A 23,824-nucleotide genomic window follows, 5' to 3' on the forward strand; every position below is an offset into this window, starting at 1 on the left:
TCATCCCTCGCTTTGTTGCTATCGCCATGATGCTCGCCCTGCTTTTCCTCTCCCTGGCCACGTTCGGCTACCTCTGCTACGTGCTGCTGAAACCGGAAAAATTCTGATGTAGGGGCGGGGCTTGCCCCCGCCCGGACGCTTGCTCTAGCGATTCCGTGCAACGGCGGGCGGGGGCAAGCCCCGCACCCTACGCAGTTTTTACAATCCCCCAACCACCATGAACAAAGAACTTCTCGGCATCCTGCTCATTTTCGGCAGCACGGTGCTGCTGGCCATTCCGCTGGGCCGCTACCTGGCCACCATATACCGCGGCGATAAAAGCTGGACCGATTTCCTCGCCCCATTCGAGCGGCTGCTGTTCCGCATCGGCGGCATCGATGCCAACCGGGGCATGACCTGGCCGCAGCATCTGGTGGCGCTGCTCACCATCAATCTGGTGTGGTTTGGCTGGGCCATGTTCGTGCTCTGCACCCAGGGAAGCCTCCCGCTCAACCCCGACCACAACCCCTCGATGACGCCCGACCAGGCGTTCAATACGGCCATTTCCTTTCTGGTGAACTGCAATTTGCAGCACTACTCGGGCGAGTCGGGCGTGACGTACTTCTCGCAGGTGTTCTGCCTGATGTTTCTGCAATTCGTGACGGCCGCTACCGGCATGGCCGCCTGCGTGGTGGTCTTCAATGCCCTGAAAGAAGGCACTGCGGAGAAGCTGGGTAACTTTTATAGCTACTTCGTGAAGAGCATCACGCGAGTACTGCTGCCGCTGTCGCTGGCCGTGGCGCTGGTGCTGGTGTTCCAGGGCACGCCCATGAACTGGGCAGCCAAGGCCCCGATTGTAACGGTGCAGGGCGACTCCGTAAACGTGAGCCGGGGCCCGGCCGCCGCCATGATTGGCATCAAGCAAATCGGCACCAACGGCGGCGGCTTCTTCGGCGTCAACTCGGCTCACCCGCTCGAAAACCCCACCTACCTCACCAATGCCGTGGAGAACGGGGCCATCGTCCTCATTCCCATTGCCATGGCGCTGGCCTTCGGCTTCTACCTGGGCCGGCCTCGGCTGGGCTGGATGATTTTCGGCGTGATGACGGCCGGCTACCTGCTGCTGCAAGTGCCCACCGTGGCGCTGGAAATGCACGGCAACCCCGCCATCTCCCGCATGGGCATCGACCAAAGCTTGGGCTCGATGGAGGGCAAGGAAATTCGCCTCGGCGCGCCGGCTTCGGCGCTGTGGGCCATCACCACCACCGTCACCAGCAACGGCTCGGTGAATGCCATGCACGACTCACTCACGCCGCTTTCGGGCATGAATACGCTGCTGGGCATGATGACCAACGCCTTTTATGGCGGGGTAGGGGTGGGCTTCCTCAATTTCTTCGTGTTCATCATCGTGGCCGTGTTCATTTCGGGGCTGATGGTGGGCCGCACGCCGGAGTTCCTGGGCAAGAAGATTGAGGCGCGGGAGATGAAAATTGCCATCCTCATTGCCCTGCTGCACCCGCTGCTGATACTGACGGGCACGGCGCTGGCGGCCCACGGCTACGCCGCCCACCCCACCGAATACGCCTCCTGGCTGGCCAACCCCGGCTACCACGGCTTCTCCGAAATGCTCTACGAATTCACCTCCTCGGCCGCCAACAACGGCTCCGGCTTCGAGGGCCTCGGCGACAATACGCCGTGGTGGAACATCAGCACCGGCGTGGTGATGATACTGGCCCGCTACCTGCCCATCATCGGCCCGGTGGCCATCGCGGGCTTGCTGGCCCGCAAGAAATTCATCCCCGAAAGCGCCGGCACCCTGCGCGTAGATACCGCCACCTTCGGCGTGATGGTCTTCTTCGTGATTTGGATTATCGCCGCGCTGGCTTTCTTTCCCGCACTGGCCCTGGGCCCACTGGCTGAGCATTTCACGCTGTACTAAACTTAAATTTTCTGTCATCCTGAGCGCAGCGAAGGACCTTATCACGGCTGCGCTCATCTGAATTACTAACCCTTGCGGCGCGGACATGATAAGGTCCTTCGCTGCGCTCAGGATGACAAACCAACCAATGGCAACCCAATCCCAATCCCTCTTTCAACCCGCGCTGGTGCGCGAAGCCGTCGGCCAGGCCTTCGTCAAGCTCGACCCGCGCACGATGTTCCGCAACCCGGTGATGTTCACCGTGGAAATCGGCACGGTGGTGATGTTGTTCGTCACCATCGGTCTGTTGATGAAGCCCGATGCGGCGCAGGGCAGCTTCGGTTACAATTTCACGGTGTTCGTGGTGCTGTTTCTGACCTTGCTGTTTGCCAATTTCGCCGAGGCCATTGCCGAGGCGCGCGGCAAGGCCCAGGCCGATTCGCTCCGCAAAACCCGCCAGGATACGCCCGCCAACGTGCGGCTGGATAACGGCCAGATGGTGGCCGTGAGCTCGGCCCAGCTGCAAAAGGGGCAGGTTTTCGTGGTCGTGGCCGGCGAGATTATTCCCACCGACGGCGAGATTATCGAAGGCCTGGCTACCATTGACGAGTCGGCCATTACCGGCGAATCCGCGCCCGTGATTCGGGAGGCGGGCGGCGATAAATCCAGCGTTACGGGCGGTACCAAGGTGCTTTCCGACCGCATCGTGGTGCAGGTGACGACGGCACCCGGCGAGTCGTTTCTCGACAAGATGATTGCGCTGGTGGAAGGCGCGTCGCGGCAAAAAACGCCCAATGAAATTGCCCTCACCATCCTGCTGGCCGGGTTTACGCTGGTGTTCGTGATTGTGTGCGTGACCTTGCAGCCCTTCGCCGAATACTCGAAAACGCCCATTGCGGTGGCCTCGTTTATCGCGCTGTTCGTGTGTTTGATTCCGACCACCATCGGCGGGCTGCTCTCGGCCATCGGCATCGCGGGCATGGACCGGGCGCTGCGGGCCAACGTCATCACCAAGAGCGGCAAAGCGGTGGAAACGGCCGGCGATATCGACGTGCTGCTGCTGGACAAAACCGGCACCATCACCATCGGCAACCGCAAGGCCACGCATTTCTGGCCCGCGCCAGGTGTGGCGATGCAGGCGTTTATCGAGCAGGCCACCATCAGCTCCCTCACCGACGAAACGCCCGAGGGCAAGAGCATCGTGGAGCTGGCCCGCGACCATAAAGTGGACCCCGCGCAACTTCAACCCCGCTTGGATGGAGCCGAACTCATCAAGTTCACGGCCGAAACCCGCAGCTCCGGCGTGACGCTGGCCGGCGGCACTCGCCTCCGCAAGGGCGCGGCCGATGCCATCCGCAAGCTGGCCGAACAGGCCGGCCACGCCTACCACGACGACGTGGCCGACCGCGTGAAAATGGTGGCCAGCAACGGCGGCACCCCGCTGGTGCTCAGCGAAAACGACCGGGTGCTGGGTGTGGTCGAGTTGCAGGATATCATCAAACCCGGCATCCAGGAGCGGTTTGCGCGGCTGCGGGCCATGGGCATCAAGACGGTAATGGTGACCGGCGACAACCCGCTGACGGCAAAATTCATCGCCGAAAAAGCCGGCGTGGACGACTACATCGCCGAGGCCAAGCCCGAGGACAAGATGCAGTACATCCGCACCGAGCAGCAGCTGGGCAAGCTGGTGGCCATGATGGGCGACGGCACCAACGATGCCCCCGCCCTGGCCCAGGCCGACGTGGGCGTGGCCATGAACTCGGGCACCCAGGCCGCCAAGGAAGCCGGCAACATGGTCGACCTCGACAACGACCCCACCAAGCTGATTGAGGTGGTCGAAATTGGCAAGCAACTGCTGATGACGCGGGGGACGCTCACCACGTTTTCGATTGCGAATGATGTGGCCAAGTACTTCGCCATCGTGCCGGCGCTGTTCATGGTGGCCATCCCGGCCCTGGGCGCGCTGAATGTGATGGGGCTGAAATCGCCGCAATCGGCCATTCTCTCGGCCGTGATTTTCAACGCCCTCATCATCCCGGCGCTGGTGCCGCTGGCGCTGAAAGGCGTGGCCTATAAGCCGGTGGGCGCATCGGCGCTGCTGCGCCGGAACCTGCTGATTTATGGCCTGGGAGGGGTGGTGGTGCCGTTTATCGGGATTAAGCTGCTGGACTTGATTGTGGGGGTGTTTTTGTAAACTCCCCTCCTTGCCAAGGAGGGGATGTTCGAACCGAAGGTTCGGACGGGGGTGGTTGTGGCGTTGAACGACACCCGAACGACCTCCCGAACGACTTCAACGCCATAACCACCCCAGCTGACGCTTCGCGCCAGCGTCCCCTCCTTGGTAAGGAGGGGAGTTTGACCGCCTTTATCCCCAATTCCATGAAAACCCAACTCCTGCCCGCCCTCCGCCTCACCCTGGCCCTGATGGTGCTGTGCTGCATCATTTACCCCGCGCTCGTAACGGCCATCGCCCAGGCGGCCCCCGGCCACGGCGCGGGCGTTCAAATCAGCCGCCACGGCCGCGTGGTGGGCTTCGCCAACGTGGGCCAGAAATTCGATAAGCCCGAATACTTCAATTCCCGCCCCTCGGCGGCCGACTACCACGCCGATGCCAGCAGCGGCTCGAACAAAGGCCCCAGCAACCCCGAATACCTGGCCGTGGTGAAGGCCCGCCTCGATACCTTCCTGCGGCAAAACCCCGGCGTGAAGGCCGCCGACGTGCCCGCTGAGCTCATTACGGCCAGCGGCTCGGGGCTCGACCCGCACCTTTCGCCCGCCGGGGCGCTGGTGCAGGTGGCCCGCGTGGCCCGCGTGCGCAAGCTCGATGCGGCCCGCGTGCAAGCGCTGGTGCAGCAGCAAATCGAGCCCGGCACCCTCGGCCCCGACCATGTGAACGTTCTCCGCCTCAATCTGGCGCTGGATGCGCTGGCCGCCGAATAGCTTCTTTTGCACAAAATCAACCAATGAAAATACCCGCTTTCCTGCTGCTGGCGGCCCTGCCGCTGGCCGCCCTGGCCCAAACTGCTCCCACCACCGACCCGGCCCTGGCCGTGCCGCCGCCCGCCGCGCCTGTTACTGCCGCGCCCGGCCCCATCACCACCTACGGCTTCGTGGATGCTTATTACGGTTACGATTTCAACCACGCCAATGGCAATAACCGGCAGGCCTTCCTCTACTCGCACGGCCGTCAGAACGAGTTTGCGCTCAACCAGGGCCTCATTGGCGTGCGCTACGATGACGGCAAGGTGCGCGGGGCCGTGGGCCTGCACGCCGGCACCTACGTAGCCGCCAACTACGCCGCCGAGGACCCCGTGCTCCGGCACGTGTACGAGGCTTACGCGGGCTTCCGGCCCTTCGCCAAGGCCTGGCTCGATATGGGGATTTTCGGCTCGCACATTGGGTTCGAGTCGGCTATTTCGAAGGATAACTGGACGCTGACGCGCTCCGTGATGGCTGAGAATTCGCCCTATTATGAATCCGGGGCCCGGTTTACCTACGAAGTCGGCCCGAAGCTGACCCTGACCGGAATGGTGCTGAATGGCTGGCAGAACATCCGCGAAACCAACCAGGCCAAAGCCCTCGGCACCCAAATCCAGTGGAAGCCGTCGGACAAAATCCTCATCAACAGCAGCACCTTTTATGGCAACGAGCAGCCCACGGACTCGCTCATTCGCCGGCGCTATTTCCACGATTTCTACATCACCTATGCCGCCTCGGAGCGCACCAATCTGGCTTTGGTTTTTGATGTGGGCAAGCAGCGGGGCGTGAGCAGCGAGAAATACGACACCTGGCACACGGCGGCGGCCTTTATCAAATATAAGCTGGCCGATAAATGGTCGACCACGCTGCGCGGTGAGTACTACTACGCCGAGCGCGGCGTGATTATCCGCAGCATCATGCCCGCCGCGCGGGATAGTGATTTCCGGGTAGCCGGCGGCTCACTCAACCTCGATTATCTGCCCACCAGCAACGTGGCGTTTCGGGTCGAAGGGCGGTATCTGAATGGCATGAAGGGCGTGTTTGCGCGGGGCGATAACGCGGATAACCGCAGCTACGGCAATGTGACGACGAGCATCGCGCTGTCGTTTTAGGGGCGGCTGAACGGGATGACTGTCATTGCGAGTGGAGCGCGGCAATCCGTCCTCTCGATGCAAAAAGCCCTGAGATGTGATAAAGCCCTTTTTTAGCTTGGTCACTTAAGAAAGTGTCTGGTTTTGACAGGACGGATTGCCGCGTTCCGCTACGCTCCACTCGCAATGACAAATAGCCTATCCTTATGAACCCCGCCGCCGACCCCCGCGACCAATCTGCCGAGCGGTTCCTGCGCCTGGTGCAGGCGCGGCGGCGCGGCACGCTCAAGGTATACCTGGGCCTAGCCGCCGGCGTGGGCAAAACCTACCGCCTGCTCCAGGAGGCCCACGACCTGCACCAGCACGGCGTGGACGTGCTCATCGGCTACATCGAAACCCACGGCCGCGCCGGCACCGTGGCCGAACTGAAAAACGTGCCCTTGCTGCCCCGCAAGCAGGTTTTTTACAAAGGGCACGCGGTGGAGGAGATGGACGTGGAAGCCATCATTCAGCGCCGGCCGCAGGTGGTTGTCATTGATGAGCTGGCCCACAGCAACGTGCCCGGCTCACGCCACGAAAAGCGCTGGCAGGATGTGGAATACCTCGTGGCCCAAGGCATTTCGGTGATAACCGCCGTGAACGTGCAGCACCTCGAAAGCCTGCACGACCAAGTGCTGAAAATCACGGGCACCGACGTGACCGAGCGCATCCCCGACCAGCTGCTGAAACAGGCCGACGAGGTGGTGAACGTGGACCTGACCGTGGGCGAGCTCCGCGCCCGCCTGGAGGAAGGCAAAATCTACGACCCGGCCAAGGTGCCCACCGCGCTGGCCAACTTTTTCCAGGCCGAAAACCTGTTGCAGCTGCGGCGGCTGGCGGTGCGCGAAGTGGCCCAACTGCTGGGCCGGCAGGTAGAATCCGAAGCCGGCGGCGCGCCCGCCGTGGCCCCGCAGCGCCGCAACGACGACCGCCTGCTGGCCTGCATCAACTCGAACGATAAAGCCGCCCGGGAAATCATTCGCAAGACCTCGCGGCTGGCCGACCGGTTTGCGGCCGCCGCCTGGTACGTGCTCTACGTGCAGACCGGCCGCGAAACCGCCGACCGCATCGGGCTGGCCACGCAGCGGCATTTGCTCAATAACTTACAGCTGGCCGCTGAGTTGGGCGCACAGATTCTGCGGGTGAAGGACGACGACATTGTGGGGGCCATCCGGCGGGTGGCGCAGGAAAAAAACGCCACGCTGCTGGTCTGCGGCATCACCCGCGAGAAGGGCTGGTGGGAGCAGCTGAGCCGGCGCGGCGTGACGTCGGATTTGCTGCGCGCCGTGGCGGACGATGGCAGCGATTTGGACGTGTATCTGGTGACTTATTGATTTCCTGAACAACCTCGGACCGTCAGCCGAACAAACCCGGAACGTCATGCTGAGCGCAGCCGAAGCATCTCTACTGCTTCGTTGGCTCGATTGAATTACTTGCACGGTAGAGATGCTTCGACTGCGCTCAGCATGACGTTCAAAGGGCTGTTAAAAGCCAACCAAAATCATGAATCTCAAAACCAAAATCACCCTGGGTTTCCTGGCCATGCTGCTGCTGCTGCTCAGCATCGGGGGCTACGCCTACTACTCATTGCGGCAGCTCGACCGCAGCTCGCACGATGTGCTCAAGGCCAACCTCTATTCCGTGAATCTGGGCCTTCGCATGCTCAAAAGCCTCGACCAGCTGGCCCGCCAGCCGCTGGCCGATACGGCGGGCACGGCTGCCTTCATGGCCGCCCTGGGTGCGGAGGCCCGCAACGTGACCGAGCCCGGCGAGCAGCAAGTCGTCGACAACCTGCAAAGCCTGACCCAGCAGCTCCGGCAGCACCAGCAGGCGGCGCGGCGCACGGCGGCCGCCGGGCAAGCCAGTCCGCTGGGCATCAGCGCCGAACCCTACACCCTCGGCGGCCTCACCTACCAGATGATGGCGCTGAACACCGACGCCCTGAACCGCAAAACCGAAGCTGCCAACCGCCGTGCCGACCAGGCCAACCGCAACCTGCTCGTCTTCATCACCCTGGCCGGGCTGCTGGCCCTGGCCCTGGTGGGCAGCGTGCCAGAAGCCGCCGTGCAGCCCTTGCGCAAGCTCACCGCCGCCCTCGACCACGCCACCGCGCGCGACTTTTCGGCCAGCATCCCGCAGGAAAGCCACGACGAGTTTGGCCAGGTGGCCCGCGCCTTCAACCGCATGCTGAGCCAGCTGCGCGAGTACCGCACCTCCACCGAAGCCGGGCTGATAACCGAGCGCAACCGCGCCGCCAGCATCGTGAATACCCTGGATGAAGGCCTGCTGCTGCTTGATGAAAACCGCCACATTCTGCTGGCCAACCCCGTGCTGTGTGAGCTGCTGGGAATGCCCGTAGAAAAATTAGTCGGCCGCCCCGCCGCCACCGTGCGCCTCGAAAATGACCTGTTTCAGGCCATGCTCCAGCCCCTGGATGCGCCCAACCGCGAATCTGCGGTAGCCGAAGCGCCGCTGCTGCACATTGCCCAGCGCGGCGAGGAGGCTTTCTACCGCCTCGCGGTGCAGGATTTGGTGTCGTTTAATGAAGCCACAGAGAAGACCGAATTCGTGGGCCACATCCTCACCCTGCGCAACGTGTCCGATTTCAAGAAGCTCGACCAGGTGAAGTCGAACTTCCTCGCCACCGTGTCGCACGAGTTGAAAACGCCGCTTTCCAGCATCAACCTCAACACCAAGCTGCTTCAGGATGAGCGCCTGCCCGCCGACGAGCGCCAGCGCGTGACCGGCTACATCCGGCAGGAAACCCAGCGCCTCCAGCGCATGGTGGCCGAGCTGCTCGACGTGTCGCGCCTCGACGCGGGCGCGGGCATTCAGCTCGACGTACGCCCCACCAGCCTGGCCGATGTCATTGGCTTTGCCACCGCCACCGTGCAGCCCCAGCTCGCCGACAAGGAGCTGCGCCTGGAAATCCAGCAGCCCGCCAACCTGCCCGCCGCCCGTGCCGACGTCGAAAAAACCACCTGGGTGCTCATCAACCTGCTGGCCAATGCCATCCGCTACTCGCCGGTGGGCGCCCCCCTCACGGTGCGCGCTACCCTGGCCGGGGCCTTCGTGCAAGTGAGCGTGCAGGACCATGGCCCCGGCATCGCACCCGAGCATCACGAGAAAATCTTCCAACGCTTCGCTCAATTGCCCGACAAAACAGGCTACCGGGGCGGCTCCGGCCTGGGCCTGAGCATTGCGCGCGAGTTCATCACCACGCAGGGCGGCCGGCTGTGGGTGGAGAGCGAGCTGGGCAGCGGCAGCACGTTCAGCTTCACGCTGCCGGTGGTGTAAAAAACGGCATTCCGACGCAGGAGGAATCTGGGTAAAGCCGCCTGAACGGCTTTACCCAGATTCCTCCTGCGTCGGAATGACAACTGTGAAGTCCGCGCTACTTCCGCCCCGGAATCTCCTGCAAGGTCCAGGTATTACCGTCGGGGTCCTGGAAGGCGGAAAATTTAATCCCGCCCATATCCTGAATCCCGCCCATGGCCACGCCCCGGCCGGCCAGCTCGGCACGGGCGGCCGCGATGTCGGCCACTACCAGGTGCAGGCCACGCAATGAACCGGCCGGCATGGCCAGGCCCGCCAAACCAGCGGCCAGCACGATGGAACAGCCCGAGCCCGGCGGCGTGAGCTGCACCACGCGCACCGTGGGGCTGGGCCGCACGTCGTGGTCGAGGTGGAAGCCGACTTGTTCCACATAAAAGGCTTTGGCGCGGTCGATATCGGCCACCGGCACGGGGATTAGCTCCAGTTTAAAGTCCATAAAAATCAGGCGTTGGCCGGCTGGTAGGTAAGCACGAGCACGCCCGTGCTGGTGGTGTGCGATGATTTTAGCTTGAAATCGGTGGGGGCACTCGCAAAAAGTCGTTTGCCGCTGCCCAGCACCACCGGAAAAATCATGAGACGGTATTCGTCAATCAGGCCGTGCTGGCGCAGGTATTCCACCAGCTGGCCGCTGCCGTAGACGAGCAGGTTCTGGCCGGGCTCCTGCTTGAGGCGGGCCACGGCGGCCGCCACATCGCCCTCGATGATTTGGGCGTTCCATTCAGTCGTTTGCAGGGTGCGCGAGGCCACGTATTTGGGCATGCTGTTCATGCGGTCGGCGCCGGGGGCGTCGGGCATCTTGGGCCAGGCTCCGGCAAAGGCCTCGTAAGTCACGCGGCCCAGCAGCAGGGCATCGCTGGAGGCCATTAGCTCGCCCTGAAACTCGCCCAGCTCGTCGTTGAAATAGGGGGCGGTCCAGGCGGGGTTTTCCATCACGCCATCCAGCGTAAGGTATTCGGCGGCAATTACTTTGCTCATGATTTTCGAAAACTGGACTTGCTACTCGCCGGCGGGCTTATCAAAATTGAACAGCCACTCCGTGCCGAACCGGTCGATGAGGGTTCCAAACTTACCGCCCCAGAACATATCGGCCAGCGGGTCGATGACGGTGCCGCCCTCGCCCAGCTTGGTAAAAAGGGTGTTGATTTCTTCGTCGCTGCTGCAATTCAGGCACATGGCGATGTTGTTGCCGGGGTCAAACGGGCGGCGGGTATCCAGGGCGTCGCAGGCCATAAGCACGAACGAGTCGGTGGTCAGGGTGCCGTGCATAATCTGGTCCTGGGCTTCGGCGGGCATCTGGTCGCACATCGCCGTATCGCCGACGCGCATCAGCTTGAGCTCGCCGCCAATGCAGCTTTTATAGAAGGAGAGGGCTTCGCGGCAGGTGCCGCCGGGAAATGCGAGGTGAGGACTGAGGAGAGCCATGGTGGTTAGGGGGGAATAATTGTGAGAAGATTAAATGAGAAAGGAAAAAAGGAACAGTCATGCTGAGCGCAGTCGAAGCATCTCTACCGCTTCGTTGCAGTCGGCATTAATTGCGTTGCGCGGTAGAGATGCTTCGACAGGCTCAGCATGACCGTGCTGCGACCGCCCCACTACCGTGCAACAGTGTCGCTTACAGCGTAGCCGCTGCCGGCGTCGCAAAAGCAGCTTCCGTTTCATCAGCGCCGGCTGTTTGGGCGCGGCTGATGAGGTAGCGCTTCCACAGGAAATAAATGCCGAAGAGCACCGCCGTCATCACCAGCGCGGGCAGCGTGGCCACGAAGCCCATGCCGGCCAGCGCCACCGACGCGGCAGCCCCGATGAAGTCGATGGCGAAGCCGGCGAAAGCCCATTCCTTCAGCGTGCGGTACTTGTTCTGGAGCAGGGCCAGTGCGCCCAGAATTTTGGCCGCGCCCGTGATGTCCATGATGTAGACCGGATAACCGAGCTGCTTCATCGCAGCGATGCCATTTTGCTCGTGCAGCAGGCCGGCCACGCCGTCGGCCAGCATCATGAGGCAGAAGAGGATGGTGAGTGTCCAATAGAGGCGGGCAGTGGTGCGGGGTGTCATGGCAATGGTGATTGAGAGGTAAAAGAAGAGGCTGAAATGGCAGCCCTAACCGCGTCGGAAGGCTGAGATTTTGCTAAAATTTTGACCATCTAACTATGTTAGCAAAGGTATTAGCAAAAATCAGGTGTGCAAGGGGGTGATTCTGCCCAATTAGGGGGCTGAATGCGGCAACAGATTGCCTATATTTGACCTCTATGAAGCACGTTTCTATTCTGGTGCCGGCCGGCGATGCGGTGGTAGGCAGCATTGAAGGGCCGCACAAGGTGCTGAGCCAGGTGAATGATTTGCTGGCGGGCGCGGGCCAGCCGCCCGCCTTCCAGATTGAGCTGGTGGGCCTCACCAAGCATAAAACCTTCAACCGGGGCCTGTTCACGCTACATGCCACCCGCACCATCGACGAGGATTTCCGCACCGACCTCATCATCATTCCCGCCCCGCACGGCGACCTGACCGAAGCCGTGGCCCTGAACCAGGACCTCATCGCCTGGATTGCCGGCCAGCACGCGCACGGGGCCGAAGTGGCCAGCCTGTGCCTGGGCGCGTTTCTGCTGGCCGCGACGGGCCTGATGGATGGCCGGCAGTGCGCCACCCACTGGCTGGGCGCGCCGCAGTTCGCGGCCATGTACCCCGCCGTACACCTCGTGGCCGAGCAGGTAATTACCGACGAGCAGGGCCTCTACAGCAGCGGCGGAGCCTATTCCTACCTCAACCTGATACTGTATCTGGTGGAGAAATACGTGAGCCGCGACATGGCCGTGTGCTGCGCCAAAGTGTTTCAGATTGACATCGGGCGGCGCAGTCAGTCGCCATTCGTCATTTTCCGGGGTCAGAAGGACCACGACGACGAGCCCATCAAAAAGGCTCAGGAATTCATCGAGCAGCACTTTGCCGAGAAGCTTGCGGTGGATGATTTGGCGGCCCAAAGCTGCCTGAGCCGCCGCAATTTCGAGCGCCGCTTCAAGAAAGCCACCAGCAACACCGTGGCCGAATACGTGCAGCGCGTGAAAATCGAAGCCGCCAAAATGAGTCTCGAATCATCGCGCGAAAACGTGAACGAGGTGATGTACTCGGTGGGCTACTCCGATACCAAGGCGTTTCGGACGCTGTTTAAGCGCATTACGGGCGTGTCGCCGCTGGCTTATCGGGAGCGGTACAGCCGCAAAAGCCTGCCGCTGGCGGCGTAGGCAGTGGCATAGCTACCACACGACTCGGCCCCTGATAGCTAGCGCTGTCAGGGGCCGAAACACTTCAGGGTACCCGTTTCGGGGCCCTGTGCCGGGGGAAGCTAGCGGACGACCGCCACGGCTTCCGGCGACTTAGCGGGCGTGAGCTCGCGCACCGAAATGGTGGTTTGGGCTTTGCCCTGCACGTCCACGCTGTAGCGGAACCGCTCGCGGCCCACGCGCAGTAGCACGGCGTACTGGCCGGCGGGCATCCCTTTGAAATTCAGCTTGCTGCCATAGGAGGTGAGGTGGTTTACTTCATTCACCAGGCAGGTGCTGTTGTCCAGCGAAACGACCTGCATCTGCAAGCGTTGCTGGGCTGGGTTTTCCACGGTGAGCCACAGCGCCTGGGCATCGGCCTGTTTGGCTTTCACGGCTGGGGCGCTCTGGGCCAGGGCGGTGCCAGCGCTACCCACGATGGCTAACCCGCCCAACAGCAGGGCCCGCAAGTACGGTGCAGTACGGGTTTGGGTGGCGGCAGCGGGGCGGGAGGTGAGGGAGGTTTTCATGGTTTTTACAGAAAAAAGGTGAGATGGAAAAAAGTGTGACGTTCTCGGCGGCTACAGTACTGGGCGTCGAACAGTACAAATGTATGGTAGGTACTTTGTAAAGCAAGGTACTGTTTCAATTATTGTACATGTTGCTATGCGTTTCCCGGCTTAAATGCTGATTATCAACGATAAAATTTTATGAGAAAAATTATCTATTGATGCTAGGCCTGCTTTTTTTAGCGGATTAGGCGGGTTGATGGTCGTTGCAGGAGAGCCGCCCGGCTGCTTTTGGCAAGAGCGGAAACTGCTTCAGAAGTGATAGCAGCTTTGGAACATGCCGAACGGGGAGGGCTGCGATAGAAGAGCACGACTCGGTGGGCAGGAGATTGGGAGAGCTTTCAAATGTGGATACCGCCGATGAAAGCGAACGTTACAGCCCGGAAAAACTTTTTTTGCGCCCGCAGCAGGGCACACCAAAAAGGGCCGGCAAATTGCCGGCCCTTTCGCTTGGTCAGTTTAGCTGTTGGAAGGGGTTAGCCTTGCGCCTGCATGCGGTGCAGCCACTCGCGGGCCGTGCTCAGGTTGTCGAAGACTTCGGCGTGGAAGGCGGTGAGCTGGGCGTAGAAATTGGCAGCCGAGCCATCGGCCAGGGATTCGGGCGTGGAGACCAGGGCGAAATATTTGAGGCCGGCTGCGGCGGCGTTGGGAGCCCAGGTATTAATAACCCAGTCCATGGAATGGTCCCAGGGGCCGCGCACCGAGCGGGTGTCGTTGAGCACGCAGCTGAACTTGGACTGGGCCAGCGCGCTGGTGTAGGCGGCGGCCCCGGTCCGAATGCTGTCGGCGGTGAGGTAGCCCATCCAATCCACAAATACCCAGCGGTTGGTGGCGTCCGAGTCGATGGTGAGGTAGACGCGGCCGGTGGGGCTTTTCAATTCTTCAATCATGCAGTAAAGTACGGCTAAAAAATATAGCCAATTGGATTCTGATACGGTTGCGTAAGCAACAGTAATTCTTTAGTTATTAAAGAGATTTTGCCGCGTTACGGCCGGGGCCTGCGGGCTGCTGGCCGGGTGCCTGGGCGCTACTGGAAATGCTGCTGAAGCACGGCATCCAGCTTTTCGGGTGTGAGGGGCTTGGTGATGCGGCCGGCGGCGGGCAGCTCCGCGAGGCGGGTGAGGTCGCGTGGGTCCATGGATGTGGTGAGGACGACCACGGTGGTGGCGCGGCGTTGGGCCAAGGGCAGCTGCTGGTAGGCCTGCAAAAATTCGATGCCGTTCATGACGGGCATCTGAATATCGAGCAGAATGAGGGCCGGGTAGTCGGGCTGGGATGCGGTGCTGGCCTGCTGAATAACGGCCAGGGCTTCCTGCCCGTTTTCGGCCACCATAATCTGCTCCGTCACGGCCAGCCGCTTCAGCAGCCGCTCGTTCAGAAAGTTATTGGTCGGGTCGTCATCGACCAACAGCACACTGCTCAACTTCGGCATGAGCTACCCTACGTAAGCGCCGCGTTTAAGTTCAGACGCGGTCCGGCAGCACCACCGTAAACGTGGAACCCACGCCCGCCGTGCTCTGCACCTGGATGGTGCCGCCCGCGTTCTCGACGATGCGCTTGACCATGTATAGGCCCACGCCGGTGCCCTCGACGTGGGTGTGCAGGCGGCGAAACATCACGAACAGCTTGGCCTGCTCGGCTTCGGTGAGGCCCAGGCCGTTGTCGTGCACTTCCAGTTGCACCTGGCCCGGCGGGCAGGTGGCGCGTAGCAGCACCTGCGGGGCGCGGCCGGGCACCTGGTACTTGATGGCGTTGCTGAGCAGGTTGTAGAGGATGCTGCGCAGGTTTTTGGGCGAAAAGCGCACCGTGGGGCAGTCGGCCAGGTCCAGCGTGAGGTGGCCGCCGGCGGCGGCCAGGGCGGGGGCCAGGTCGAGGCGCACGGCTTCGGCCAGGGCGGCCAGGTCCACGGCTTCGGCGGGTTCGGCGTGGGCCTGCTGGAGCTTGCTCACGTCGGTGAGGTGGCCCAGGGTGCGCTGGAAGCGGAGCACGGAGCCGTGCATGAGCTCCAGCAGGTGGGTCACGTCGGGGGTGTGGCGCACGGCGGCGGGCAACTGCTCGCCGAGGGCCAGCAGCAGGCCTTCGATGTTGGCGATGGGGGCTTTGAGGTCGTGCGAAGCGGTGTAGACGAACGTGTCGAGGTCCACGTTGGTGTGGCTGAGGCGGTCGTTGGTGTCGCGCAGCTCCTCGTTGGCCACCAGCATTTCTTCGTTGATGGCGGCCAGCTCCTCGTTCAGCTCCTGCACCCGCTGGCGGGCTTCTACCTGCTCGGTAATGTCAGTAATAAGGGTGTAGAAACCCCGCACTTCGCCGTCGTGGACATCGGGTATGTAGTTGGTGTGGGTATACCGCACCAGGTCTTCGCGGTAGGGCATGCGGGCTTCAAATTCCAGGCGCTCGCCGGCCAGCGCCCGCGCCATATAGCCCTGCACAACGGCATAAGCGGCTTCACCCACCACCTGCCGTACCGGCAGCCCAATCATCGCGACGGGGTCGAGGCCAAACCAGTTCCGGTAGGCGTTATTCAGAAACTGACAGTGCTCGTCGCGGTCGATGTAGGAGATGAGCACGGGCAGCGCATCGGTGAGCAGGCGCAGGCGCTGGGCGGCGGCTTCGGTGGCCTGGCGGGCCTGCACCTGCGGCGTGACTTCAAATGCGAACACGAGAATGCCATCAATCCGGCCCTGCTCATCGAAGCGGGCCTGCTGGATGTAGTTGAAGTACCGGTCTTCCAGCGCACCGTCCTCGGGGCGGCGGAAGGAGATAAGAATGGCCTGCTCCTCGTTGGTAATGCCCGTTTCGTACACGCGCCGGAAGGTGTCGAGCACGCCGGAGCTGGCCAGTTCCGGGAATACCTCGGCCATGCGGTGGCCTTGCAGCTGCCGGCCCGGAAACAGCGCCAGATAGGGCGGGTTCACCAACTCAAACACCAACTCGCGTCCGGCCAGGATGCAGATGGCCGCCGGGGCCGCCATAAATAGGCGTTCGAGGCGGGCACGCTGGCGCTCGGCTTCGGCGCGGGCAGCCTGGGTTTCCCGGGTGCGGGCGGTCACGCGGCTTTCCAGCTCCTGGTTGAGGGCGTAGAGCTCCTGCTCCGAGTGGGCCAGGGCGGTATTGGTGGTCAGGAACTCGTCGTTGCTGGCCCGCAGCTCCTCGTTGGTGGCGGCCAGTTCTTCGTTGATGGCGGCCAGCTCCTCATTCAAGGTTTGGATTTCCTGGCGGGCCAGTACCTGCGGCGTCACGTCGTAGGCAAACACGAAAATGCCGTTGATGGCCCCCCGTGGGTCGTGCCGGGCCTGGTAGATGAAGTTGTAGTAACGCTTTTCCAGCTCCCGGCGGCCTTCGTTGTCGTGGTCGAGCTGCACCAGCATTTCCGAGGCCCGGAAGGTTTCGCCGGTCTGGTACACCTTATCCAGCAGGCCGAAGATGGGCTGGCCCACCAGTTCGGGCATGGCCACAGCAATGGGCTTGCCCACGATGGGCCGGTCGCCGACCAGCGCCTGGTAGGGTGGGTTCACGAACTGAAAAACGTGCTGCGGCCCGTCGAACACGCAAATCATGGCCGGGGCATCGTGCAGCAGCAGCTCCAGGTGCTGGTGTTGCAGCTCGGCTTCGGCGCGAGCTTCCAGCTCGCGGGCCTGGCTGGCGCGCAGCTCCTCCACAATGGCCGAGCGAACCTGGTCGTTGGTGTCGGTGAAGTTCACCACCAGCACCTCGCCCTGGCGCTGGGCCACCAGCAGGTAGTAGCCGTCGAGGCCGTCGTGCTGGTAGTTGTTCTGGCGGCGCTCCACCTGGCCGCTCAAAAAGGCGTCGCGGTAGAAGGCGAACACCCCGGCCGCCTCCGCCGTGGGAAACAGGGTCAGAAACGACTCGGTGGGGCGCTGGGGCAGCCGCAGCATCTGCTGGGCGGCGGGGTTGAGGTACTCCCAGGCCAGGTCGATGATGGTGGTGCCGGCGGCATCATACACGGGCCGCAGCAGCATAAAGCCGGTTTGCGAGGTGTTGAGCACCACCTGCAACAGGTCCGGCGAGTAGGGAAGGTCGGCTGGCGAAACCGGGGCAGCAGGGTCGGGCATGGAAAGGCAGCTAGCGCAATGGGTCCCGAAGTTACTAGCCCCGGCCTTCGCGCCGCGCCGCTACCGGCGCTCCACGAAGGTGAGGCGGTTGTGGAACGGGTCGATAACCGTCATTTCCAGCGCCGTGGGGTCGTAGAAGGGGATGTCCAAGCCGGGCTTGTTGTGCTTGTACTGCCGGGCCAGCAGCTGCGCGTGGTAGGCCGTGAGGTGCGCAAAATCATCGATGAATACCCGCGCCCCCGGCGCGCAGTCGCCGTGGTGCTCGGAGAGGTGCAGCGTCACATCCTCCCGCGTGATTTGCAGGTAGCCGGGGCTGCCCTCCGGCCGGTGCTCCCAGTCGATGCGGAAGCCCAGCCAGTCGAGGTAAAACTCGATGGCTTTGGCGTAATCGAAAATGCGGAGGATGGGCTTGACGGTGGCCATGGGTTTGGGGATAGGGGATTGGGGGAGCGAAGAAAAGCGTCATGCTGAGCGAAGTCGAAGCATCTCTACCGCAATAGTAAATCCTTTCGATTGGATTGCGTTGCGTGGTAGAGATGCTTCGACTCCGCTCAGCATGACCGTCTTTTTTCTCACTGTTCAGTCCACTACCCTGCCTTCGTGCCGCAGCTGGGGCAAAATTTCTGCTCGGGCTTCAGGGCCTCGCCGCAGCTGGTGCAGTGGCGGGGCTGGGTTTGGGCGGCGGTGGCGGTGCCGCAGCTGGGGCAAAACTTCTGGCCGGGTGCCAGCTTGGTCTGGCAGTTGGGGCACTGGATGAGAGTGTCGCGGTTCAGGAAATCGAGGTTTTTGGTATAGTCCTGGGCGCGGGTCTGGGTGCGGATTTGCTCGCGGGTGGCCTGGGCCTGCTGAGCGCGGAGCTCCTCCTGCTCGTCGGGGGCGCAGTCTTCGCAGAGGCCGGCGCTGTGGTTCCAGCAGGCATCGGGGCACACCCAGTGGCCGCAGCGGGTGCATTGCTTGAACTGCTGCTTGCCCTCGGCCACGGCCGCTTCTAGGGCCTTGTCGTGCGAGGTGCCCCCCACGGCCCGCTGAATCTCATAGGCCGCGTTTTCCACCCCGCCCAGCCCGCCGAACAGGCTGCTGGCGGCATTGAGCAGGCTGCCCGCAATGCCGATGGCATTCGGCTGAAACCGCGACATGTAGCCGTTGCGGCACTTGTCGCAATGGAATTTGAACTGGAAGCCCTTGTCGGTGGAAAGGTCGTCGTAGTTGGCTACGAATTGTATCAGGGAGCTCATGGCGCAGCGGGGAGAGGTGATGGGTAAAAGTAGCGTCAAATGCCAATACGAGGATGCCGCAAGGGTGCCGCCCGGCTTCGGCACCTCATGGCGGGGGCCGTGGGGCCGGTTACTTTTGAGGCAAACCGGTCGGCCCGGCCCTTCATTATGATGACAAACGAGCTTTCGGCTCCGGCCCAGGGTACCCGCCTGCCCGGCCTCGACCACCTGCGGGCCCTGGCCATTGGCCTGGTGCTGCTGTTTCATTACCGCATTTTCCCGCATCCCGAGTGGCTGAACACGGCCGGGCAGTTTGGCTGGACCGGCGTCGATTTATTCTTCGTGCTGAGCGGCTACCTCATTGCCTCGCAGCTGTTTCGGGAGCTGGCGCGGCGGGGCCGGCTTTCGCTGGCCACCTACTTCATCAAGCGCACGTTTCGTATTCTGCCGGCCTATTGGGCGGTGCTGGCGCTGTATTTCCTCGTCCCGGCTTTCCGGGAGCGGGAGGCGCTGCCGCCGCTGTGGAAATTCCTCACCTTCACCCAGAATTTTGGGCTGGATTTGGCACGGGGCGGCACGTTTTCGCACGCATGGTCGCTGTGCGTAGAGGAGCAGTTCTACCTGCTGCTGCCGCTGGGGCTGCTGGCCCTGGCCCCCGGCCGCCGCGGCAAATGGGCGGCCGCAACCCTGCCCGCGCTGGTGGTTCTGGGCTTCGGGGCACGGCTGCTGAGCTGGTACGGGGCGGTTGCGCCCCAGCTCAATACCGAGCACGTGACTCTGGTGTGGTACAAGTACATGTATTATCCCACCTACAACCGGCTCGATGGGCTGCTGGTGGGCATTGCCATTGCGGCGCTGTTCCACTTCCGGCCGCAGGCGGCAGCCCGGCTGGCCCGCCACGGCAACGGGCTGGGGCTGCTGGGCCTGGCGGTGCTGGCCGGGGCGTTCTGGGTGTGCCGCGAGCCGCAGGCGTTCGGGGCGTCCATTTTTGGGTTTCCGCTGGTGGCGCTGGGGTATGGGCTGCTAGTGGTGGCGGCCATCAGCCCGGGCAGCGTGCTGTATGGCACGGCGTCGCGCATATCGGCGCGGGTGGCGGCGCTGTCGTTTGCCATTTACCTCACGCATAAGGGCATTATTCATCTCACGCAGGCGTGGTTTTCAGCGTACGGTATTGGGCTGGAGAGCAATGCCATGATGGGGCTGTGCCTGGCCACGGTGCTGGCCGGCGCGTGGCTGCTGAATGTGGCGGTGGAAAAGCCGTTTCTGAAGCTGCGCCAGTGGCTGCTGGCACGGCGGCGCGCCGTGGCTCTGCCGGTTCTGGCAGGGGCGGAGTAGCCGTGCTGCTGGCCGTTGTTCTACAAAAAAAGGCCCCATCAGTTGCTGATGGGGCCTTTTCAGTAATGCGTTGCACCTGATGGCGCGAGCCTTAGAACGTGAAGCGTAGGCTCACGGCCGCGTCGTTGTAGAAGCCGGTGTAGCCGTGGAATACCTCGAAGAAAGGCTTGTAATCGACGCCCACCACGAAGGGCAGGTCGGGTAGCTTGTATTCGAGGCCCAGAATGAGGTCGGCCCCGACGGCGATGTAGGTGTTTTCGTCGTAGTAGTAGCCGCCTTTGTTGCCTTTGAGGAAGTACACGTCGCCGTTGCGGCCGTTGTAGTAGAACCGGTCATCGGCGAAGTAGTAGCGGCCCTGGTAGGCCCCGGCGTGGAAGCCCGCGCCGTAGTAAAACTGCAGGCCCTTGGCATCGGCTATACCGATGTGCTTCTCGCCGAGGATGGTGAGACGGCCGCCGTGCGCTTTGTATTCCGTCGTGAGCAGGCCTTCGATGGCCACGCCTTTGCCGCTGCCCAGAAAGTGCTTCAGCGTGAGGCCCGAGGACCAGCCGCCGCCGCGCAGGCCCAGGCCCGTGCTATAGCCCGAACCGCTGCTGCTGCCGCCACCGCTGCTTTTTTTCTTCGATTGGGCATTGGCTGCCAAGCCGGGCAGCAGGAGCAATAGGAAGGCCGTAAGACGTAAATAATTCATGGGAAAACACTGTATGCGAATGATGGAATTTGGACAAAAGTAAGCGGTAGGCCGGGAAGTACGCCGTGGCTCGGGCGCGTTCCCGCCGCTGCTGCTCCTCGCAACAGGGTATTGCCAGGCTTGGCCCGGGATGAATGGGCTGCCGGCCGGGGTGGTCGACAGCAGGCCGCCGCCAGTGAATTGGTGGGAAAATATCGGCTGAAAAAGAGCGGATTATTTGATGCGCTCCAGGAGCCAGGTGCCCAGCGGCGGGCCGTCGGGCGCGGAGCCGCTGGTGGGCGGTAGCAGCAGCGGGGCCACCACGCCGGCCGGCAGCGTGGCCTGGTCGGGGGCGGTGAAGGTGGGGCCGCTGTCGGTGCCGGCGTCGTAGGCACGGGCGGACACCCGGCGCAGGGCCACCCATTGGCCATCGGCGTCGAGCAGGGTTTCGTCTTCCAGCGCCACAAACCAGTCCGGGCTGGGCGCAATCATCGTGACGAGGCTCAGGCGGGGGTGGGCGGCGTCTAGGCGAATGGTATCGGCCACCGTACCCGGCGAATTGATGACGCGCCCCTCCAGCGTGCGGAAGGCTGCGCCGCTGCTTTGCAGGGCCATTATTTCGGTTCGCAGCGCGGTGTTGTTGCCGCGCTCAGCCATGTTTTTGATGCCGGTGCTGGCCGGCTGGCCGGACCGGAACAGGAGGCCATCGGCCCGATGTGAAGCCCCGATGACGGACGAAAAATGCGCCCCCGCCGGGAAATTGGCGTGGGTGTCGGCGCTCCAGGTGGCTTCGAACGTGACGCGGTAGAGTGCCGGGCCAATGGCTGGCGCAGGCGGCTGCTCTTCCGAATCGGCATTCTTAGAGCAGGCTGCCAGCCCGAACAAAACGGCCCATAGGCCCAGGCGATGGAGTGAACGAGGCATGGCACGAATGAATTAAGAGTGGAGTTACAGCGCCTGCGCCACCTGCCGCACACTGGCGCGGTGGCGGTAGTCGGCATCGAAGTAGGCAAACTTGATTTTGCCATCCTGGCCGATGACGTAGGTGGCGGGCACGGGCAGGATGTTTTGGTCGAGCCCATTGGCCTGCTTCAGGTTGATGCCGTAGCGCAGGTATTTTTTTGCCGTGGCATCGTCCACCACGAAGGCGGTTTTGTAGGCCTTCATGATGGTCAAATCCCGGTCATGTACGATGGGGAAAGAGGCCTTGGTTTTGGCCACCGTCTGGGTGATGTTGGCCGGGGTTTCGGGGGTAACAACCACTACTTGGGCGCCTTTGGCCGTGAGCACCTGCAACGAATCCTGGAGCTGGCTTAGCTCTTTGTTGCAGTATGGGCACCACTGCCCGCGATAGAAATACAGCACCACCGGCCCCTTTTTCAGGAGCTGGCGCAGCTCTACGGGCCGCCCGGCGGCATCCTGGCCTTTAAAAGCGGGCGCAACGGTGCCCACCGCGAGGGCTGAGGCCGTGAGCGGCGGGGCCGGGGCGGTTTGGGCCAGCGCCGGGGCGGCAAGCAGCAGCAGCAGCACGCCGGCAAGATTCGAAAAGGTGTTCATGGGCTGGGAAGCGTAGCGAATAGTTGCGGTGCCAGACGCACGCCCATTATTACCCTTACACCCAATTCCGTCTTTTTTAAATCGACCTCGGTGCGGGAAAACCCCTGCTCCCGAGCTCGCCATCCAAATTGCGGAGAGCAACAAAAAGCCTCACCAGATGCTGGCAAGGCTTTTTGTTGTTTTAGGCGAGGTAAAGTGTGGTATTAGTCCGGCTTCAGGGGCGTAGCGGCCGGGGCGGCCTGCGCGGCTGGCGAGGCTTTCAGGGGCGCGCCGTTGAGGGTGACGTTTTCAAATTTCACGTCGGGGTATTTGTTCGGGAAGGCGGCATTATCGGCGGTGGCGGTCACGTCTTTGAAGGTGATATTGGACACCTTATCGGTGGGGTTGCCATTCAGTACCGCGAACTGTTTGCACTTCACGTTGACGTTGGAGATGCGGATGTTGCGGATGGTGCCGAAGGGCTTTTCGGTGCTGCCGGCCATGTTGAAAAACTGCATCCAGGGCGAGAGGGTGACGATGGTGCCGCACTTGCCGGTGATGTTTTCGATGGTGATGTTTTCGTAGAGCTGGTAGGTGTCGGGGCGCATTTTGAAGAGCAGGATGGGGCGCTCATTATCGACTTTGCAGTTGCGCATGGTGATGCGATTGGCGTGGATGCACTCGCTGCCGCAGGTGAGGGCGGCGTGGACTTCGCCGAAGGTGCAGTTTTCGACCAGCACGTCTTCGATGGGGCCGTTTTCGGGGAGCTTCTGGGCGGTGGGGCCTTTGCCGCCCTTCATGCAGATGCCGTCGTCGTTCACGGACACGTAGCAGTTGCGGATGGTGACTTTGCTGCACACGTCGATGTCGACGCCGTCGGTGCTGGGGGCCTTCACGGGGCGGAAGGGCGAGCGGATGTCGCAGCCGTCCATCAGCACGTTGGTGCACTGGTAGAGGTGGGTGGTCCAGAAGCCGGAGTTGTGCAGCTTCACGTTTTTGATGGTCACTTTGTCACAGCCCCAGATGAAGAGCAGGCGGGGGCGGTGCACCTCCAGGTTGGTGGAGGGCTTGTGGGCTTTGGCCATGGAGTCGCGGTGCGCCCAGAAGGTTTTCCAGAATTGCAGGCCGTTGCCGTCGATGGTGCCGGGGCCGGTGATGGTGAAGCCGTTTACCTTGGTGGCGTTGACGAGGGCGGCGTAGTAATCGAGCTTTTGGCCCTCCATGCGGGAGGGGATGAGGGGGTAGTCGGCAATGTTATCGGAGCCTTTGAGCTTGCCGCCGGCCAGCACGCGCAGGTGGGTGTTGGGCTTGAAAAACAGCGCCCCGCTCAGGAAAACGCCCTTTGGAACCACCACGGTGCCCCCGCCGGCGGCGCTGGCCTTGTCGATGACCTTCTGAATGGCCTGGGTGTTGAGCCGGGTGCTGTCGAGGCTGGCCCCGAACTGGGTGATGACGTAGTCTTTGGGGACGGCGGGCTTTTTGGGGGGCGTGGCGACGTGGAAGGGCAGCGAGAAAGTGGCCAGCCACATGGTCAGCAGCGCAAGAAGGAGTTTCATAGGGCGGGAAAATTGGTTGAGGCCGTAAAGAAGCAGCGCGCTTCCGGCGGCACTGTTCTGTAGTTACCTGACCGGGGGCGGATGGATGGCGCGGGCCTGTGGCCCATGCCATCCGGGTAACCCAAGCTGCTGAAGAAACAGCCACCGGACACGAACCCGCCAGCAGCTGTCGGGGACGTCGGCAGAGCTTTTTTGGTGGTGTAATAGGCTTGGGGCATGCGGTGAAAGCAAGAACACCCACAACGGCCCGCCAGATACAGGAGCCTGTTATATTTGG

At 62.5% G+C, this 23,824-nt stretch carries 23 protein-coding genes; 9 read left to right on the forward strand and 14 right to left on the reverse strand.

Annotated features, from left to right (window positions below; translation table 11 throughout):
• Positions 1-29: 29 nt before the first annotated feature.
• The 7 genes from kdpF to AAFH49_RS07315 all read left to right on the forward strand — a co-directional run bounded on the left by kdpF (position 30) and on the right by AAFH49_RS07315 (position 9,303).
• A complete protein-coding gene (gene kdpF, locus AAFH49_RS22195) occupies positions 30-107 on the forward strand; it encodes a K(+)-transporting ATPase subunit F (protein WP_394368967.1) in 78 nt (25 codons plus the stop codon).
• 110 nt (positions 108-217) lie between these two features.
• Complete coding sequence (gene kdpA, locus AAFH49_RS07290) at positions 218-1,918, forward strand: potassium-transporting ATPase subunit KdpA (RefSeq protein ID WP_342296963.1); 1,701 nt, start codon at positions 218-220, stop codon at positions 1,916-1,918.
• A gap of 127 nt (positions 1,919-2,045) precedes the next feature.
• On the forward strand, positions 2,046-4,091 hold the full coding sequence (kdpB, locus tag AAFH49_RS07295; RefSeq protein WP_342296964.1) for a potassium-transporting ATPase subunit KdpB: 2,046 nt from the start codon (positions 2,046-2,048) through the stop codon (positions 4,089-4,091).
• A 185-nt stretch (positions 4,092-4,276) separates the two neighbouring features.
• Positions 4,277-4,837: a potassium-transporting ATPase subunit KdpC gene (gene kdpC / locus AAFH49_RS07300; protein ID WP_342296965.1), complete on the forward strand. Its 561-nt coding sequence runs from the start codon at positions 4,277-4,279 to the stop codon at positions 4,835-4,837.
• A gap of 23 nt (positions 4,838-4,860) precedes the next feature.
• Complete coding sequence (locus AAFH49_RS07305) at positions 4,861-5,988, forward strand: porin (protein ID WP_342296966.1); 1,128 nt, start codon at positions 4,861-4,863, stop codon at positions 5,986-5,988.
• 185 nt (positions 5,989-6,173) lie between these two features.
• Complete coding sequence (locus AAFH49_RS07310; protein ID WP_342296967.1) at positions 6,174-7,340, forward strand: sensor protein KdpD; 1,167 nt, start codon at positions 6,174-6,176, stop codon at positions 7,338-7,340.
• A 169-nt stretch (positions 7,341-7,509) separates the two neighbouring features.
• Positions 7,510-9,303 (forward strand): HAMP domain-containing sensor histidine kinase, encoded by a 1,794-nt coding sequence (locus AAFH49_RS07315; RefSeq protein ID WP_342296968.1) that lies wholly within the window; start codon positions 7,510-7,512, stop codon positions 9,301-9,303.
• A gap of 97 nt (positions 9,304-9,400) precedes the next feature.
• Here AAFH49_RS07315 and AAFH49_RS07320 read toward each other — a convergent pair whose 3' ends face one another.
• From AAFH49_RS07320 to AAFH49_RS07335, 4 genes are all read right to left on the reverse strand, one after another.
• The gene (locus tag AAFH49_RS07320) at positions 9,401-9,778 is read right to left on the reverse strand and encodes a VOC family protein (protein WP_342296970.1); all 378 of its coding nucleotides are present in this window, start codon (positions 9,776-9,778) and stop codon (positions 9,401-9,403) included.
• Between the two features lie 5 nt (positions 9,779-9,783).
• Positions 9,784-10,317, reverse strand: a complete 534-nt coding sequence (locus tag AAFH49_RS07325; RefSeq protein WP_342296971.1) for a dihydrofolate reductase family protein — start codon at positions 10,315-10,317, stop codon at positions 9,784-9,786.
• A 21-nt stretch (positions 10,318-10,338) separates the two neighbouring features.
• Complete coding sequence (locus AAFH49_RS07330) at positions 10,339-10,764, reverse strand: VOC family protein (RefSeq protein ID WP_342296973.1); 426 nt, start codon at positions 10,762-10,764, stop codon at positions 10,339-10,341.
• Between the two features lie 190 nt (positions 10,765-10,954).
• Entirely contained in the window at positions 10,955-11,392 is a 438-nt protein-coding gene (locus tag AAFH49_RS07335) for a DoxX family protein (protein ID WP_342296974.1), read from the reverse strand.
• A 194-nt stretch (positions 11,393-11,586) separates the two neighbouring features.
• Between AAFH49_RS07335 and AAFH49_RS07340 the strand changes: the two genes are divergently transcribed.
• Positions 11,587-12,576, forward strand: coding sequence for a GlxA family transcriptional regulator (locus AAFH49_RS07340; protein WP_342296975.1), 990 nt, complete (start codon positions 11,587-11,589; stop codon positions 12,574-12,576).
• 101 nt (positions 12,577-12,677) lie between these two features.
• On the opposite strand, the gene AAFH49_RS07345 is transcribed toward AAFH49_RS07340, so the two are convergent.
• The 6 genes from AAFH49_RS07345 to AAFH49_RS07370 all read right to left on the reverse strand — a co-directional run bounded on the left by AAFH49_RS07345 (position 12,678) and on the right by AAFH49_RS07370 (position 18,471).
• Positions 12,678-13,124 (reverse strand): hypothetical protein, encoded by a 447-nt coding sequence (locus AAFH49_RS07345; protein WP_342296977.1) that lies wholly within the window; start codon positions 13,122-13,124, stop codon positions 12,678-12,680.
• A 515-nt stretch (positions 13,125-13,639) separates the two neighbouring features.
• Positions 13,640-14,053, reverse strand: coding sequence for an STAS/SEC14 domain-containing protein (locus AAFH49_RS07350; RefSeq protein WP_342296979.1), 414 nt, complete (start codon positions 14,051-14,053; stop codon positions 13,640-13,642).
• Between the two features lie 137 nt (positions 14,054-14,190).
• Positions 14,191-14,595, reverse strand: a complete 405-nt coding sequence (locus tag AAFH49_RS07355) for a response regulator (protein WP_342296980.1) — start codon at positions 14,593-14,595, stop codon at positions 14,191-14,193.
• 31 nt (positions 14,596-14,626) lie between these two features.
• A complete protein-coding gene (locus AAFH49_RS07360; protein ID WP_342296982.1) occupies positions 14,627-17,236 on the reverse strand; it encodes a PAS domain-containing protein in 2,610 nt (869 codons plus the stop codon).
• A gap of 60 nt (positions 17,237-17,296) precedes the next feature.
• A complete protein-coding gene (locus tag AAFH49_RS07365; RefSeq protein WP_342296983.1) occupies positions 17,297-17,659 on the reverse strand; it encodes a glyoxalase superfamily protein in 363 nt (120 codons plus the stop codon).
• 164 nt (positions 17,660-17,823) lie between these two features.
• The gene (locus AAFH49_RS07370; RefSeq protein WP_342296984.1) at positions 17,824-18,471 is read right to left on the reverse strand and encodes a zinc ribbon domain-containing protein; all 648 of its coding nucleotides are present in this window, start codon (positions 18,469-18,471) and stop codon (positions 17,824-17,826) included.
• Between the two features lie 147 nt (positions 18,472-18,618).
• Here AAFH49_RS07370 and AAFH49_RS07375 point away from each other — a divergent pair, with 147 nt between their 5' ends.
• Positions 18,619-19,785, forward strand: coding sequence for an acyltransferase family protein (locus tag AAFH49_RS07375; RefSeq protein ID WP_342296985.1), 1,167 nt, complete (start codon positions 18,619-18,621; stop codon positions 19,783-19,785).
• A 91-nt stretch (positions 19,786-19,876) separates the two neighbouring features.
• Here AAFH49_RS07375 and AAFH49_RS07380 read toward each other — a convergent pair whose 3' ends face one another.
• The 4 genes from AAFH49_RS07380 to AAFH49_RS07395 form a co-directional block, all read right to left on the reverse strand.
• Positions 19,877-20,476: a hypothetical protein gene (locus AAFH49_RS07380; RefSeq protein WP_342296986.1), complete on the reverse strand. Its 600-nt coding sequence runs from the start codon at positions 20,474-20,476 to the stop codon at positions 19,877-19,879.
• 213 nt (positions 20,477-20,689) lie between these two features.
• Positions 20,690-21,379 carry a spondin domain-containing protein gene (locus tag AAFH49_RS07385; protein ID WP_342296987.1) on the reverse strand — a complete coding sequence of 230 codons (690 nt, stop codon included), beginning with the start codon at positions 21,377-21,379 and terminating at the stop codon, positions 20,690-20,692.
• Positions 21,380-21,403: 24 nt separating this feature from the next.
• Positions 21,404-22,012: a peroxiredoxin-like family protein gene (locus AAFH49_RS07390; RefSeq protein WP_342296989.1), complete on the reverse strand. Its 609-nt coding sequence runs from the start codon at positions 22,010-22,012 to the stop codon at positions 21,404-21,406.
• 203 nt (positions 22,013-22,215) lie between these two features.
• Positions 22,216-23,547 (reverse strand): glycoside hydrolase family 28 protein, encoded by a 1,332-nt coding sequence (locus AAFH49_RS07395; protein ID WP_342296991.1) that lies wholly within the window; start codon positions 23,545-23,547, stop codon positions 22,216-22,218.
• Between the last annotated feature and the right edge of the window lie 277 nt (positions 23,548-23,824).

Source organism: Hymenobacter segetis, from assembly GCF_038448715.1.
GTDB classification, from domain to species: Bacteria; Bacteroidota; Bacteroidia; order Cytophagales; family Hymenobacteraceae; genus Hymenobacter; species Hymenobacter segetis.

Coding starts and splice junctions, on each gene's coding strand:
- AAFH49_RS07350 (WP_342296979.1), bottom strand. CDS start 14,053: ATGATTGAAGAATTGAAAAGCCCCACCGGCCGCGTCTACCTCACCATC.
- kdpF (WP_394368967.1), top strand. CDS start 30: ATGCTCGCCCTGCTTTTCCTCTCCCTGGCCACGTTCGGCTACCTCTGC.
- AAFH49_RS07380 (WP_342296986.1), bottom strand. CDS start 20,476: ATGAATTATTTACGTCTTACGGCCTTCCTATTGCTCCTGCTGCCCGGC.
- AAFH49_RS07310 (WP_342296967.1), top strand. CDS start 6,174: ATGAACCCCGCCGCCGACCCCCGCGACCAATCTGCCGAGCGGTTCCTG.
- AAFH49_RS07360 (WP_342296982.1), bottom strand. CDS start 17,236: ATGCCCGACCCTGCTGCCCCGGTTTCGCCAGCCGACCTTCCCTACTCG.
- AAFH49_RS07390 (WP_342296989.1), bottom strand. CDS start 22,012: ATGAACACCTTTTCGAATCTTGCCGGCGTGCTGCTGCTGCTGCTTGCC.
- kdpC (WP_342296965.1), top strand. CDS start 4,277: ATGAAAACCCAACTCCTGCCCGCCCTCCGCCTCACCCTGGCCCTGATG.
- kdpA (WP_342296963.1), top strand. CDS start 218: ATGAACAAAGAACTTCTCGGCATCCTGCTCATTTTCGGCAGCACGGTG.
- AAFH49_RS07335 (WP_342296974.1), bottom strand. CDS start 11,392: ATGACACCCCGCACCACTGCCCGCCTCTATTGGACACTCACCATCCTC.
- AAFH49_RS07325 (WP_342296971.1), bottom strand. CDS start 10,317: ATGAGCAAAGTAATTGCCGCCGAATACCTTACGCTGGATGGCGTGATG.
- AAFH49_RS07315 (WP_342296968.1), top strand. CDS start 7,510: ATGAATCTCAAAACCAAAATCACCCTGGGTTTCCTGGCCATGCTGCTG.
- AAFH49_RS07345 (WP_342296977.1), bottom strand. CDS start 13,124: ATGAAAACCTCCCTCACCTCCCGCCCCGCTGCCGCCACCCAAACCCGT.
- AAFH49_RS07320 (WP_342296970.1), bottom strand. CDS start 9,778: ATGGACTTTAAACTGGAGCTAATCCCCGTGCCGGTGGCCGATATCGAC.
- AAFH49_RS07385 (WP_342296987.1), bottom strand. CDS start 21,379: ATGCCTCGTTCACTCCATCGCCTGGGCCTATGGGCCGTTTTGTTCGGG.
- AAFH49_RS07340 (WP_342296975.1), top strand. CDS start 11,587: ATGAAGCACGTTTCTATTCTGGTGCCGGCCGGCGATGCGGTGGTAGGC.
- AAFH49_RS07355 (WP_342296980.1), bottom strand. CDS start 14,595: ATGCCGAAGTTGAGCAGTGTGCTGTTGGTCGATGACGACCCGACCAAT.
- kdpB (WP_342296964.1), top strand. CDS start 2,046: ATGGCAACCCAATCCCAATCCCTCTTTCAACCCGCGCTGGTGCGCGAA.
- AAFH49_RS07370 (WP_342296984.1), bottom strand. CDS start 18,471: ATGAGCTCCCTGATACAATTCGTAGCCAACTACGACGACCTTTCCACC.
- AAFH49_RS07395 (WP_342296991.1), bottom strand. CDS start 23,547: ATGAAACTCCTTCTTGCGCTGCTGACCATGTGGCTGGCCACTTTCTCG.
- AAFH49_RS07305 (WP_342296966.1), top strand. CDS start 4,861: ATGAAAATACCCGCTTTCCTGCTGCTGGCGGCCCTGCCGCTGGCCGCC.
- AAFH49_RS07330 (WP_342296973.1), bottom strand. CDS start 10,764: ATGGCTCTCCTCAGTCCTCACCTCGCATTTCCCGGCGGCACCTGCCGC.
- AAFH49_RS07375 (WP_342296985.1), top strand. CDS start 18,619: ATGATGACAAACGAGCTTTCGGCTCCGGCCCAGGGTACCCGCCTGCCC.
- AAFH49_RS07365 (WP_342296983.1), bottom strand. CDS start 17,659: ATGGCCACCGTCAAGCCCATCCTCCGCATTTTCGATTACGCCAAAGCC.